This is a genomic window from Amycolatopsis solani (assembly GCF_033441515.1).
Taxonomy (GTDB): Bacteria; Actinomycetota; Actinomycetes; order Mycobacteriales; family Pseudonocardiaceae; genus Amycolatopsis; species Amycolatopsis solani.
In genome coordinates, this window is sequence record NZ_JAWQJT010000003.1 from 1,612,788 (window position 1) to 1,625,074 (window position 12,287).

A 12,287-nucleotide genomic window follows, 5' to 3' on the forward strand; every position below is an offset into this window, starting at 1 on the left:
GTACACGTCCCCAGGCGCGCAACGGTGCCGCTGCGGGCGACCCGGGGGGCTGCTGGCGGGCTCGCGGACGACGAGGTCCACTCACGCCAACCTGTCAAGTATGGCAGACCGGGGTACGGATCAAGTAACCGGCCCGGGGTCCAAGCCCTCGAGGACCCCGCGATCATGCTTGTCCAGGCTACCGTCGGGCAGCGCGGCCAGGAGATCGGGGCGGCGCCGGGCGGTGCGTTCGAGGGCCTGGTCGCGCCGCCAGCGGTCGATCAGGGCGTGGTTCCCGGACCGCAGCACGTCCGGCACGGCCAGCTCGCGCCACACCTCGGGGCGCGTGTAGCTGGGCCCTTCGAGCAGGCCGTCGGAGAAGGAGTCCTCGGCGGCCGAACGCGCGTTGCCGAGCACGCCGGGCAGCAGCCGGACGACGGCCTCGACGATGACCAGCACCGCCGCCTCGCCGCCGACCAGGACGTAGTCGCCGATCGACACCTCGTCCACCGGCATCCGGCGGGCCGCGTCGTCGACGACCCGCTGGTCGATGCCCTCGTAGCGGCCGCACGCGAACACCAGGTGCTGCTCCGCCGCGTATTCGTGCGCCAGTTCCTGGGTGAACGGCTTGCCGGCCGGCGTCGGCACGACCAGCCGCGTCTCCGGGCGGCAGACGTCGTCCAGCGCCGGACCCCAGATCTGCGGCTTCATGACCATGCCGGGACCGCCGCCGTACGGGGCGTCGTCGACCGCGCGGTGCACGTCGTGGGTCCAGTCGCGCAGGTCGTGCACGCCGACCTCGATGAGGCCGCGGTCGATCGCCCGGCCCAGCAGCGCGGCGCGCAGCGGGTCGAGGTATTCGGGGAAGATCGTGACGACGTCGATCCGCATGTCAGGCGTCCAGGAGCCCTTCCGGCGGGTCGAGCACGACCCGGCCGCCCGCGATGTCCACCGTGGGGACGATCGCGCGGACGAACGGCACCAGCACCTCGCGGCCGTCGACGTCCAGTTCCAGCAGCTCGCCCGCGGGCGAGTGGACGACCTCGACGACCTTGCCGACGACCGTGCCGTCGGTCAGCTCGGCCCGCAGGCCGGCCAGCTCGTGGTCGTAGAACTCGTCCGGGTCGCCGGTGGGCGGCAGCGTGTCGGTGTCGGCGAGCAGGAGGGCCCCCCGCAGCGTCTCGGCGACGTCGCGGGTCAGCACCTCCTCGAAACGCACCAGCAGCCGCCCGCTGTGTTCGCGGGCGGCTGCGATGGTGAGTTCCCTTTTGCTGCCGTCACGCAGCTTCGTCGTCACGGCCGCGCCGATCCTGAACCGCTGGTCCGGCGAATCCGTGCGCACGTCCACCGCGAGTTCCCCGCGGATTCCGTGCGCCTTGGCGATGCGGCCGACTACGACGTCCATCCTGACCGTTTCCGAAAAGGCTCAGCGGTCGGTGTCGACGACGTCGACGCGGACGCCGCGGCCACCGATGCCGCCCATGACGGTGCGCAGGGCGGTCGCCGTGCGACCACCCCGGCCGATCACCTTGCCGAGGTCGTCGGGGTGCACGTGCACCTCGAGCGTGCGGCCACGGCGAGTGGTCAGCAGCTCGACCCGGACCTCGTCCGGGTTGTCGACGATCCCGCGCACCAGGTGCTCGAGGGAGTCAGCCAGAAAGCTCACTCGGCCTTCTCACCCTCGGTGGCTTCGGCCTTCTCGGCCTCGGCCTTCTTGGGGGCCGACTTCTTCTTCGGCGTGGTGGCCTCGGTGGAGGGCTCCTCGCCGGCCGCGGCCAGCGCCGCGTTGAACAGGTCCTGCTTCGACGGCTTCGGCTCGGCCACCTTCAGGGTGCCCTCGGCACCCGGCAGGCCCTTGAACTTCTGCCAGTCACCGGTGATCTCCAGCAGGCGCTGGACCGGCTCGGTCGGCTGCGCGCCGACACCCAGCCAGTACTGGGCGCGCTCGGAGACGACCTCGATCAGGCTTGGCTCTTCCTTCGGGTGGTACTTGCCGATCGTCTCGATGGCCTTGCCGTCCCGGCGGGTGCGCGCGTCGGCGACGATGATGCGGTAGTACGGCGCACGGATCTTGCCGAGGCGCTGCAGCTTGATCTTGACGGCCACGGGTGTGGGTTCTCCTCGAGTCTCTCTGGTGCTGGGCTGGGCGCACGCGGGCCGAGTGGGGACACGGACGCGGGCACCCGAAGGTCAGGAGCTTTCGCACGGTGAGAGGGTCCGGCGGAAGCAGGCAGTGACCCATTCTGCCAGACGGCTGCCGCGGGCCCGGAAAGAGGCTCAGAAAGAGGCCACGCCGAGCGCGCCGAGCAGGATGGTGAGCGCCGGGAGGAAGTTGTTCACCTGGTGCGCGACGATGCTGGCGGGCAGCCGTCCGGTGACCAGCCGGGCGAGGCCGATCGGCACCGCGATGACCAGCAGCAACGTCGTGCGCAGCGGCTCGAGGTGGCTGGCCGCGAACACCGCCGTGCACAGCAGGAACGCGGCCACGCGGCCCCAGCGCTCGCTGCGCCACTGCAGCTGCTCGGCGGCGCCCCAGAGCAGGCCGCGGTAGATGATCTCTTCGCAGATCGGGCCGAGCAGCCAGAGGTAGACGAACATCACGACGGCGGCCGAGACCGACATCCGGCGGTCCTCGACCAGGGAGCTGATCGCCGACGTCGCGTTGGCGTCGCCGACCAGCCGCGTCCACAGGTAGGCGGCGAGCGTGGTGAAGACGAGCCCGACGCAGCCGTACCGGAAACCGGTCTTCACGTCGGCCCAGCGCCACTCGATCCGCAGGTCGACGACGGGTCCGTTGCCGCGGACGTACGTGATCAGCACCGCGACGCCGGCGGCGATCATCGTCGGCAGCATGGTGCCGAGCAGCACGACGCGCATCGGCAGCGGACCGGGCCCGGTGTCCCCGACCAGCACGGACACGAACGCGGCGGTCGACAGCAGCACGGCTTCGACGAGCAGGAAGGCGCCGAACCCCCACCGGTGTCTCGGCACGGCCGGGAGGAAGGCGGCGGGCTCTTCCGGCTCGGGCAGGGGCGTCGCGTCGGCAGCCGGGTCCCGGGGCTGGGAAGTGGTCACGCCTTGCCCTCCGCGTCGCTCGGCTCCTGCTTCGAGCCTAGCCGCCGGGCGGTGATCACACAGTATCCGTCCGACTACTGTCCATCGATCTTCGCAACGTCAGTGCGCGACGAACAGCAGGACGGCGGGCGGGAGGTTGTTGGCGGCGTGGGCGATCACGCCGGCGCTGACGCGGCCCGACAGGTGCCGGGCCAGCCCGATCGCGATGCCCTGGCCGATCAGCGCGATCGTGCGCGTCGGCTCGCCGTGGAGCTGGGCGAACACCACCGACGTCACCAGGAGCACCACCCACGGCGGGACGCGGTGGAACGACAGCGCGTTCCAGAGCGTGCCGCGGACCAGCAGTTCCTCGGTGATCGGGGCGCCGGCGATGACGATCACCGCGGCGAGCACCAGCCACACGGTGTCGCCGTCAAAGGTGTCGGCGAGGTCGGTCAGCGGACTGTCGGAGACGTCGTCGGCGCCGTAGACCGCGATCAGCACCAGGTTGAGCAGGTAGCCGACGACGAGCGCGAGCACGCCGCAGGCGAGGCCGATCCGGACGTCGCGCCAGGTCGGCTTGAGCCCGAAGTCGGCGCGCAGCCCGTGGCCCCACGTCCAGGAGCCCACCGCCGGGCCGAGGCCGAGCAGGAGGTTGGGCACGAAGGCGAGCAGCAGCAGCGGGCCGATGTCCCGCAGCTCGAGGGGATCGAACTCGCCGACGTTGCGGTTGACCGCCGCGGCGATGAGCAGGTTGATCAGGTAGTAGCCCGCGATCCCCGCGAAGAACGCCACGAAACACCAGTGCGCTCCCAGTACGCGCCGTGCGCCGTCGTCGTCCGTCACGCCTCCCACGCTAAAGTGCCGGTCCCGCAAGGAAAACGGCGGGGTCTACGCGTAAACCACGCCGCCGAGCACGATGTGCGAAGGATGCCGCAGGACGCCCAGGTCGTCGCGCGGATCGCTCGGGTAGACGAGCAGGTCGGCCGGGGCGCCGTCGGCGATGCCGGGGTGGCCGAGCCAGTCCCGGGCCGCCCAGGACGCGCTCGCGAGGGCCTGTTCGCGGGTCATGCCCGCGCGGTGCAGCGCCTCGATCTCGTCGACGAGCCTGCCGTGCTCGACCATGCCGCCGGCGTCGCTGCCCGCGAAGACGCGTACGCCCGCTTCGATGGCGGACGCGACCATCTCGCCGACGCCGGCGTGCAGCGCCCGCATGTGGTTCGCGTACGCCGGGTACTTGCCCGCCTTGTCGGCGATGCCCGGGAAGTTCTCGATGTTGATCAAGGTCGGCACCAGGGCGACGTCGTTCTGCGCGAGTTCCGCCAGCTGGTCCGCGCTCAAGCCGGTGCCGTGCTCCAGGCAGTCGATGCCCGACGCGAGCAGGCCGGGCAGCGCCGCTTCGCCGAACACGTGCGCGGTGACGCGGGCGCCGTTGTCGTGCGCCACCTTCACCGCTTCGGCGAGGACGTCGTCGGGCCACAGCGGCGCGAGGTCGCCGGCGCCGCGGTCGATCCAGTCGCCGACGAGCTTGACCCAGCCGTCACCGTCCCGCGCCTGCTCGGCGACCGCGTCCGGCAGCTGCGAAGGGTCGTCCAGCTCGATGCCGAGGCCCGGGATGTACCGCTTGGCCAGCGCGAGGTGCTGCCCGGCGCGGATGATCGTCGGCAGGTCGGCGCGCCGCTGCAGGGGCCGGACGTCGATCGGCAGGCCGCAGTCGCGGATCAGCAGCGTCCCCGCGGCCCGGTCCCGGAGTGCCTGCTCGGTCGCCTCCTCGAGCGACACCGGCCCGCCGACGCCGATGCCGGGGTGGCAGTGCGCGTCGACCAGGCCGGGCACCAGAAAGACGTCCCGGCCCAGCGTTTCGGCGTCCGGCACCGGCTCGGCCGAGATCCGGCCGCCGGTGATCCAGAGTTCGCGGGACTCGCCGCCGGGCAGGACCACCCCGGCGACGTGCAGCGCCCCGCTCAATTGTCCTTCGGGTTCTTCGGCAGCTTGAACTTCGACGGGTCGAAGCCCGGGACGTCGTTCATGCCGCCCAGCTTCGAGAGATCGGGCATCCCGCCCGGCATCTGCCCGCCCGGGGGCAGCATCGGCATGCCGCCGGGGAAGCCGCCGCGGACCTTGGGCTGCGTCGGGCCGCGGCCCTTCTTGCCCTTCTTGCCCTTGCGCGACTTGGAGCCGCCGCCCCCGCCGCCGAAGCCGAACCGGCCGGCCATCTGGGCCATCATCTTGCGGGCCTCGAAGAACCGGTTGACCAGGTCGTTGACCTCGCGGACGGTCACGCCGGACCCGTTGGCGATGCGCAGCCGCCGGGAGCCGTTGATCATCTTGGGGTCGTCGCGCTCGGCCGGGGTCATGCCACGGATGATGGCCTGCAGCTTGTCCAGGTGCTTGTCGTCGACCTGGGCCAACTGGTCCTTCATCTGACCGGCGCCCGGGAGCATGCCGAGCAGGTTGCCGATCGGGCCCATCTTGCGGACCGCGAGCATCTGCTCGAGGAAGTCCTCGAGGGTGAGCTGGCCGCTGGACAGCTTCGCCGCGGCCTTCTCGGCCTGGTCCTGGTCGAAGGCCTGCTCGGCCTGCTCGATCAGGGTGAGGACGTCACCCATGCCGAGGATCCGCGACGCCATCCGGTCCGGGTGGAAGGTGTCGAAGTCCTCGAGCTTCTCGCCGTTCGAAGCGAAGAGGATCGGCTGGCCGGTGACCTCGCGGACGCTCAGCGCGGCACCACCGCGGGCGTCGCCGTCGAGCTTGGTGAGCACGACACCGCTGAAGCCGACGCCGTCGCGGAACGCCTCCGCCGTGGTCACGGCGTCCTGGCCGATCATCGCGTCGACGACGAACAGCGTCTCGTCCGGCTGCACGGCGTCGCGGATGTCCGCGGCCTGCTTCATCAGCTCTTCGTCGACACCCAGGCGGCCCGCGGTGTCGACCACGACGACGTCGTGCTGCGCGCGCTTCGCCTCGGCGATGGCGCGGCGGGCGACGTCGACCGGGTCGCCGACGCCGTTGCCGGGCTCGGGCGCGAAGGTGACGACGCCGGCGCGCTCGCCGACGACCTGCAGCTGCGTCACGGCGTTCGGGCGCTGGAGGTCGCAGGCGACCAGCATCGGCGCGTGGCCCTGCTTCTTCAGCCACAGCGCGAGCTTGCCGGCGAGCGTCGTCTTACCGGCACCCTGCAGGCCGGCCAGCATGATGACGGTCGGCGGCGTCTTGGCCAGGTTGAGCCGGCGCGTCTCGCCGCCGAGGATCGCGACGAGCTCCTCGTTGACGATCTTGACGACCTGCTGCGCGGGGTTGAGCGCCTGGGAGACCTCGGCGCCCTTCGCCCGCTCCTTGATCTTCGCGATGAAGGTCTTGACCACGCCGAGGGCGACGTCGGCCTCCAGCAGCGCGATGCGGATCTCGCGCGCGGTGGCGTCGATGTCGGCGTCGGACAGCCTGCCCTTGCGCGTGAGCGTCTGCAGGGCGGCGGTGAGCCGATCGGAGAGGGTGTCGAACACGGGTGTGCACGCTCCAGCTGGGTCGAGAGTGGCGCGCCGGACGAGGCCGGCCCCTTCGAGGGTAGTCGCTCCGGCTGGTTCTCTTCGCGGGCACGCGCCTGTACTACGCATGTGCGTACCAACACTTCACCGGTTTCCGGAAAAACACTGGAACATTGCCCCGAATTAAGTAAACATACGCGTATGACTTCCGCGCCTGTCCTCCGTGAACCGGCCACCGACGCCGACGAGCCGGTCCCGCTGCGGCGGATCGCCGGGCTGTTCCGCCCGCACCGCGGGCCGCTGACTGCGCTGTTCGCGCTGATCGTCGTGCAGGCCGGCCTCGGCGTCGTCTCGCCGTTCCTGCTGCGCGAGATCCTCGACGACGCCCTGCCGCACCGCGACACGCTGCTGATCAGCCTCCTGGCCGCGGGAATGATCGCCTGCGCGGTCGGCAGCGGCTCCCTCGGCGTGGCCACCACCGGGCTGTCGAACACGATCGGGCAGCGCGTCATGAACGAGCTGCGCGTGTCGGTCTACGGCCACCTGCAGCGCATGTCGCTCGGCTTCTTCACGCGGACGAAGAGCGGCGAAGTGCTCTCACGGGTGTTCAACGACATCGGCGGCGTCGACAACGTCATCACCACGACCGCCGGCTCGGTGGTGCAGAACGCGACCACGACGATCGCCATCACCGCGGCGCTGATCGCGCTCGACTGGCAGCTGGCGGGGCTGTCGCTGGTCGTCGTCCCGCTGTTCCTGCTGTTCACGCTGCGGCTCGGCAAGCGGCGGCGGACGCTCGCCCGAGGCCGGACGCGGCGGCTGGCCCGGCTGACGACGATGGTCGAGGAGTCCCTCTCCGTCACCGGCGTGCTGCTCGCCAAGACGATGGGCAACGAGCGGGCCGTGCGCGAGCGGTTCGGCGCCGAGTCGCGGGAGATCGCGGCGCTCGAACGCGCCGCCGCGCTGGCCGGGCGCTGGCAGACCGCGTCACGCGGGATGAGCCTGACCGCCATCCCCGCGCTGGTCTACTGGATCGCCGGGCTCGCGCTGGCCGGCGGCGCGTCGCCGTTTTCGCTCGGCACCGTCGTGGCGTTCACCAGCATGCTCAACCGGCTGGTCGCCCCGGCGACCGCGATGCAGACGATCGGCCAGAACGTGGCGACGTCGAAGGCGCTGTTCGGCCGCATCTTCGAGGTGCTCGACCTGCCGGTGGAGATCGCGGACAAGCCGGGGGCGCGGGCGCTCGAGGTGCGCCGGGGCGACGTCTCGATGCGCGGGGTGTCGTTCCGGTACGGCTCCGAGGGCGGGTGGACGTTGCGGGACGTCGACCTCGACGTCCCGGCCGGGACCACGACGGCGCTGGTCGGGTCGACCGGCTCGGGCAAGACGACGCTCGCCTACCTGGTGGCGCGGCTGTACGAGGTGGACGCCGGGTCGGTGCGGATCGACGGCGAAGACGTCCGTGACGTCACGCTGGCCTCGCTCGCGGCGGGCGTCGGGCTGGTGTCGCAGGAGACCTACCTGTTCCACGACACCGTGCGCGAGAACCTGCGCTTCGCGAAGCCGGACGCGACCGACGAGGAGATCGAGCTGGCGGCGAAGGCGGCGCACATCCACGACACCCTCGCCGCGCTGCCGGAGGGGTACGACACCGTCGTCGGCCAGCGCGGCTACCGGTTCTCCGGCGGTGAGAAGCAGCGGATGGCGATCGCGCGGATCCTGCTGCGCAACCCGCCGGTGCTCATCTTGGACGAGGCGACCAGCGCTTTGGACACCCGCACGGAACGGTCGGTGCAAGCCGAGCTCGACCGGCTCGCCGCGGGGCGCACGACGCTGACCATCGCGCACCGGCTGTCCACTGTGGAGCACGCGGACCAGATCGTGGTGCTGCACGAGGGCCGGATCGCCGAACGCGGGACGCACGCGGAGCTGCTGGCGCTCGACGGGCGTTATGCCCGGCTGGTCCGGGGAACCGCCTAACCTGGGTCCATGCACCCGGACCCCGACACCGCTTCGCGCGTGAGCGCCGACGCCGAGCTCGCCGACCTGGCCTGGCGGGTCCGCGAGGGCGTCGGGCGGCTCAACTGGCGGATGCGCGCCGAGCGCGACCCGAGCGGCCCCGGCCCGGCGGTGCTCGCGGTGCTGAGCCGGCTGTACCGGGCGGGCACGCACACGCCGACCGAGCTGGCCGAAGCGGAACGGCTGCAGCCGCAGTCGCTGACGCGGATCCTGGCGTGGGTGTCGGAGCGCGAGCTGGTGACGCGGACGACCGACCCGGAGGACGGGCGGCGGTCGCTGATCAGCATCACGCCGGCGGGGCTGGCGGTGCTGCGGGAGTACAGCGTCCAGCGGGAACGGTGGCTGGCGGCGGCGCTGGAGTCGACGTTGTCGCCGACGGAACGGCAGCTGCTGAAGCTGGCGGCCGATCTTTTGGTGCGGGTGGCGGACGCCTAATCCGCGAGGTTCGCTGCCGATGCGACCCAATTGGGCACCGAGGAGACGCCAAGACCTGCGTAATCCGTGATGATCCGGTCCGCGGGGAAGATCCGCTGGAGGTTGTCCACGATCGCGTCGCCGTAGTCGACGGGGATGATCGTCGCGTCGGTGTTCAACTCCGTCGCGAGCATCGAACGGACTATCTGGTCCGAGGGTGGCAGGCTGAACCCGATGATCACCAACTCGTCCGCTTCGCGGAGCGCTTCCGCGGCTTGGCGCCACATCGCTCGGATCGTGTTGTTCACGTAGTAGGGACTCTTCACAGCCGCGGGTGGAACGATCATCGGCACCTTGTCGGCGCTCAGCTCTTCGGAGTCGTCCGTGCGGGGAATCCCGCTGCCATCCCACGGGGCGTAGCCGACATCGAAAACCTGGTCACCCGGCGGGCTCGACGGTCCCGAATAACGCCAGTTCAGGGAGCCGTGCAGCTTCAGGAGCCGTAAGCCGCCCTTGTTGCCCTCACTACCCCACACCGCCGCGACTCGTGATCCGATCGGCGCGATCGCTACCGGGTAGAGGTCGCCCCAGCCATGTCCTCGTTCGAGGGCCAACCAGGATTTTTCGACCAACAGGTCATAGTTGAAAGTGATCACTGTCGAGCCCACCGCCTGCCAGTGCCGGACGAGTGTGGCCAGCCAAGCCGGCGGCGCGTCCGTGGTCACCTGAAGCTGAAGAGCGGACAAAACGGAATGCAGGCTTTCGGCCACGTCGCTGAAGGCACCGCGGTTTCGATACGTCTGCCCCTCAGCCAGCCACGGCGGCTCCTCGACGAGGTAGCTCAGCCACTGTTCGAAGTTGTCCGCCAGTGGGGTGTCTTGCCCGGGGAGGGCCGGTAGCCCTCTGGCGCTCAGATCGTTGCGAATGGCCACGGAAAGGCCGTCCATGGTGGGCATGTGCTCGCTGATCGCCCGGCTGAAACCAGACCCGAGCAAGTAGACCGAACCCGCCACCGCACCTCCCGTAGAACTGGGCGGTCAGGGTAACTCCGGCATCGCGGACGCCTGAAAGCCGCCGCGGAGACCCCTCGATCCCTCCACGGCGGCTTCAAGCTCCCCTCCGTCCGCGCCACCTCCCCGTGGTGCGGGCGGGTTCCGGAACGGGCCGCTCCTCCATCGGCCCGCCCCGGAACCCTGGTCCCCGGACGGCTCACCTCCCCAGGGGCCGTCCGGATCCCCCCTGCCAGCGATCCGGTATCCGCTGACAGGAAAGGAGTCTGCCGCGCCGGGGGTGGTCCGTTGAGTGTGAGAACCCTCAATTACCCGTGGGTAGTAATACTCAAGACGTCTTCGCGCGCCCGCGACCGGCGGCTCGCTTCGCCGTCGTACGCGCTCTCGCCGCCCTGGACGCGGCGGCTTTCGCCTTCACGACGGCGGCCGGGCGGGCGTCCGCCGCGGTCTCCTGCAGCGCCGCCAGCAGGCGGGTGACGCCGTCCGCCTGCTCGGCGGCCGTGGGCTGGACGACCTCGGCGCCGTCGATCTTCGCCTGGATCAACGCTTGGAGCGCTTCGCGGTAACGGTCGGGCACGCGGCCTGGGTCGAACTCGCCGGTCAGCTCCTCGATGAGGTTCACCGCGCGGCGCAGTTCGCCGGGCCGGATGTCGACGTCGGCGTGGCGGAACGGGAAGTCGGGCTCGCGCACTTCACCGGGCCACAGCACGGTTTCCAGCACGATCACCTGGTCACGCACGCGCAGGGCGCCGAGCGTCTCGCGGCGGCGGAGCGCGACCGTCACCAGCGCGATCCGCCCCGACTGCTGCAGCGCCTCGCTGAACAGCACGTACGGCTTCGTGCCCGCCGGCTCGGGTTCGAGGTAGTAGCTGCGCGCGAACCAGATCGGGTCGACGTCGGCGAGCGGGGCGAAGCCGCGGATGGCGATCGTGCGGCCGGGCATCGGGAGCGACGCCAGCTCGTGGTCGGTCAGCAGCACGACGTCGCCACCCGGGACCGGGTAGCCGCGGACCACCTCCGCCGGCGGCACCTCTTCGCCGTCGACCTCGCACACGCGCTTGACCCGGACGCGGCCGCCGTCGGTTTCGTGGACCTGGTGCAGCGGGATCTCGCGCTCTTCCGTCGCGCTGTACGCCTTCACCGGAACGGCGTAACTGCCGAACCCGATCGTGCCCGTCCAGACGGCCCGCATGCGCACCACCTCCGCAGGTCCCAGGCTAACCAGGCGGTCCCGCGGCCCGACAGCTACAAACGGGTGTCAGGTGCGACGGATTCGCTCACACATTCGAACGACGGCGTGACCTCGTCGAGCGCTTCGGCCGAACAGCGGGACGCGATGGCGGCCGCGCGGAGCACCTCGGTGACCACCTCGACGTCCAGCGGCGGGGCCGCGGCGAGCGCGGCCGACCCGCCTTCGACGCGGGCGGCGAGGCCGGCGAGCGCGTGCGAAATGGCCTCCTGGCCGGCGACGAGCTGGGCGACGACGTCGGTGAGCTCGGCGGTCGTCGCGCCCGGGCCGCCGCAGCGCAGGCTCACCGCGAGCTCCTCGGCGCACGACCGCAGGTGGGTGGCGACGACGGTCGGCGGCAGCGTCAGCCGGTCCTGCATCGCTCACCCCCTCCGGTCCGAGCAGCCATGGTGCCACCGCACGCGCTTTCACCCGAAGCGACACACCGCCGCTTACTTATTTGACCGAGCGTTCTCGATACGGCTAGGGTTTCGATCATGTCCCGGGTGAAGGAGTTCGACGTCGACGAAGCCTGCGACGCCGCGCTGACGCTCTTCCGGCGGCAGGGGTACGAGGCGACGTCGGTCAGCGACCTCGTCACGCACGTCGGCGTCGCCAAGGCCAGCCTGTACGCCACCTTCGGCTCGAAGCACGACTTCTACGTGACGGCGTTGAAGCGCTACGCGGACCGGGCCGACGCACGGGTGCTGGCCGAGCTGTCGGGCCCGGGTTCGGGGGTGGCGGCCGTGCGGCGGCTGTTCGACGGCTACCGGGCGGAAATCCTCGGCGACGAGGTGAAGATGGGCTGCTTCGTCGTCAACTCGGCGATCGAGCTGCTCCCCCACGACGCCGAGGTCGCGCGGCTGGTGGAGCGCAGCTGGGACACCCTCGAGGTCGCGCTGACCATGGCGCTGGAACGCGCGCGGGCGCAGGGCGAACTCGACGGCGGCAGCGAGCCGGCGACGCTGGCGCGCTTCCTGCTCACCGTGCTCCAGGGCCTGCGCGTCCTGGGCAAGGGCGCGGACGCGGCACGACGGCTGGACGCGGCCATCTCGCAGGCAATGCGACTCATTCAAGACTGATCGGACCAGAAAGAAG

Annotated in this window: 14 protein-coding genes; 3 read left to right on the forward strand and 11 right to left on the reverse strand. The window is 71.0% G+C overall.

Annotated elements, in window-relative coordinates; translation table 11 throughout:
- Nucleotides 1-120: 120 nt before the first annotated feature.
- The 8 genes from trmD to ffh form a co-directional block, all read right to left on the reverse strand.
- On the reverse strand, nt 121-870 hold the full coding sequence (trmD, locus tag SD460_RS40130) for a tRNA (guanosine(37)-N1)-methyltransferase TrmD (protein ID WP_290049984.1): 750 nt from the start codon (nt 868-870) through the stop codon (nt 121-123).
- A 1-nt stretch (nt 871) separates the two neighbouring features.
- Nucleotides 872-1,384, reverse strand: coding sequence for a ribosome maturation factor RimM (gene rimM, locus SD460_RS40135; RefSeq protein ID WP_290049983.1), 513 nt, complete (start codon nt 1,382-1,384; stop codon nt 872-874).
- 21 nt (nt 1,385-1,405) lie between these two features.
- Complete coding sequence (locus SD460_RS40140) at nt 1,406-1,645, reverse strand: RNA-binding protein (RefSeq protein WP_003103110.1); 240 nt, start codon at nt 1,643-1,645, stop codon at nt 1,406-1,408.
- A complete protein-coding gene (gene rpsP / locus SD460_RS40145) occupies nt 1,642-2,085 on the reverse strand; it encodes a 30S ribosomal protein S16 (RefSeq protein WP_155545316.1) in 444 nt (147 codons plus the stop codon). Before rpsP ends, SD460_RS40140 begins: the two co-directional genes overlap by 4 nt.
- Before the next feature lie 171 nt (nt 2,086-2,256).
- Nucleotides 2,257-3,054: a CPBP family intramembrane glutamic endopeptidase gene (locus tag SD460_RS40150; RefSeq protein ID WP_290049970.1), complete on the reverse strand. Its 798-nt coding sequence runs from the start codon at nt 3,052-3,054 to the stop codon at nt 2,257-2,259.
- A 99-nt stretch (nt 3,055-3,153) separates the two neighbouring features.
- Nucleotides 3,154-3,879: a CPBP family intramembrane glutamic endopeptidase gene (locus SD460_RS40155; RefSeq protein WP_290049969.1), complete on the reverse strand. Its 726-nt coding sequence runs from the start codon at nt 3,877-3,879 to the stop codon at nt 3,154-3,156.
- A gap of 45 nt (nt 3,880-3,924) precedes the next feature.
- Entirely contained in the window at nt 3,925-5,001 is a 1,077-nt protein-coding gene (locus SD460_RS40160) for an amidohydrolase family protein (RefSeq protein ID WP_290049967.1), read from the reverse strand.
- Complete coding sequence (gene ffh / locus SD460_RS40165) at nt 4,998-6,536, reverse strand: signal recognition particle protein (protein ID WP_290049965.1); 1,539 nt, start codon at nt 6,534-6,536, stop codon at nt 4,998-5,000. The genes SD460_RS40160 and ffh overlap by 4 nt, the downstream gene beginning before the upstream one ends.
- 183 nt (nt 6,537-6,719) lie before the next feature.
- On the opposite strand from ffh, the gene SD460_RS40170 reads away from it, so the two are divergent.
- Together SD460_RS40170 and SD460_RS40175 are read left to right on the forward strand one after the other, a co-directional pair.
- A complete protein-coding gene (locus SD460_RS40170; RefSeq protein ID WP_290049964.1) occupies nt 6,720-8,498 on the forward strand; it encodes an ABC transporter ATP-binding protein in 1,779 nt (592 codons plus the stop codon).
- Nucleotides 8,499-8,507: 9 nt separating this feature from the next.
- Nucleotides 8,508-8,972 (forward strand): MarR family winged helix-turn-helix transcriptional regulator, encoded by a 465-nt coding sequence (locus SD460_RS40175; protein ID WP_290049963.1) that lies wholly within the window; start codon nt 8,508-8,510, stop codon nt 8,970-8,972.
- Here the strand turns inward: SD460_RS40175 and SD460_RS40180 are convergent.
- The 3 genes from SD460_RS40180 to SD460_RS40190 form a co-directional block, all read right to left on the reverse strand.
- Nucleotides 8,969-9,964, reverse strand: coding sequence for an SIR2 family protein (locus SD460_RS40180; RefSeq protein WP_290049961.1), 996 nt, complete (start codon nt 9,962-9,964; stop codon nt 8,969-8,971). The genes SD460_RS40175 and SD460_RS40180 overlap by 4 nt on opposite strands.
- A 325-nt stretch (nt 9,965-10,289) precedes the next feature.
- Nucleotides 10,290-11,153, reverse strand: a complete 864-nt coding sequence (gene ku, locus SD460_RS40185; RefSeq protein ID WP_318307529.1) for a non-homologous end joining protein Ku — start codon at nt 11,151-11,153, stop codon at nt 10,290-10,292.
- 53 nt (nt 11,154-11,206) lie between these two features.
- A complete protein-coding gene (locus SD460_RS40190) occupies nt 11,207-11,569 on the reverse strand; it encodes a hypothetical protein (protein WP_290049958.1) in 363 nt (120 codons plus the stop codon).
- A gap of 117 nt (nt 11,570-11,686) precedes the next feature.
- Here SD460_RS40190 and SD460_RS40195 point away from each other — a divergent pair, with 117 nt between their 5' ends.
- On the forward strand, nt 11,687-12,271 hold the full coding sequence (locus tag SD460_RS40195) for a TetR/AcrR family transcriptional regulator (protein ID WP_290049956.1): 585 nt from the start codon (nt 11,687-11,689) through the stop codon (nt 12,269-12,271).
- The last annotated feature ends 16 nt before the right edge of the window (nt 12,272-12,287 follow it).

Bases quoted from the DNA above. Each gene is read 5' to 3' on its own strand.
- SD460_RS40170 (WP_290049964.1), top strand. From the start codon at position 6,720: ATGACTTCCGCGCCTGTCCTCCGTGAACCGGCCACCGACGCCGACGAG.
- SD460_RS40175 (WP_290049963.1), top strand. From the start codon at position 8,508: ATGCACCCGGACCCCGACACCGCTTCGCGCGTGAGCGCCGACGCCGAG.
- SD460_RS40195 (WP_290049956.1), top strand. From the start codon at position 11,687: ATGTCCCGGGTGAAGGAGTTCGACGTCGACGAAGCCTGCGACGCCGCG.
- ku (WP_318307529.1), bottom strand. From the start codon at position 11,153: ATGCGGGCCGTCTGGACGGGCACGATCGGGTTCGGCAGTTACGCCGTT.
- rimM (WP_290049983.1), bottom strand. From the start codon at position 1,384: ATGGACGTCGTAGTCGGCCGCATCGCCAAGGCGCACGGAATCCGCGGG.
- trmD (WP_290049984.1), bottom strand. From the start codon at position 870: ATGCGGATCGACGTCGTCACGATCTTCCCCGAATACCTCGACCCGCTG.
- SD460_RS40190 (WP_290049958.1), bottom strand. From the start codon at position 11,569: ATGCAGGACCGGCTGACGCTGCCGCCGACCGTCGTCGCCACCCACCTG.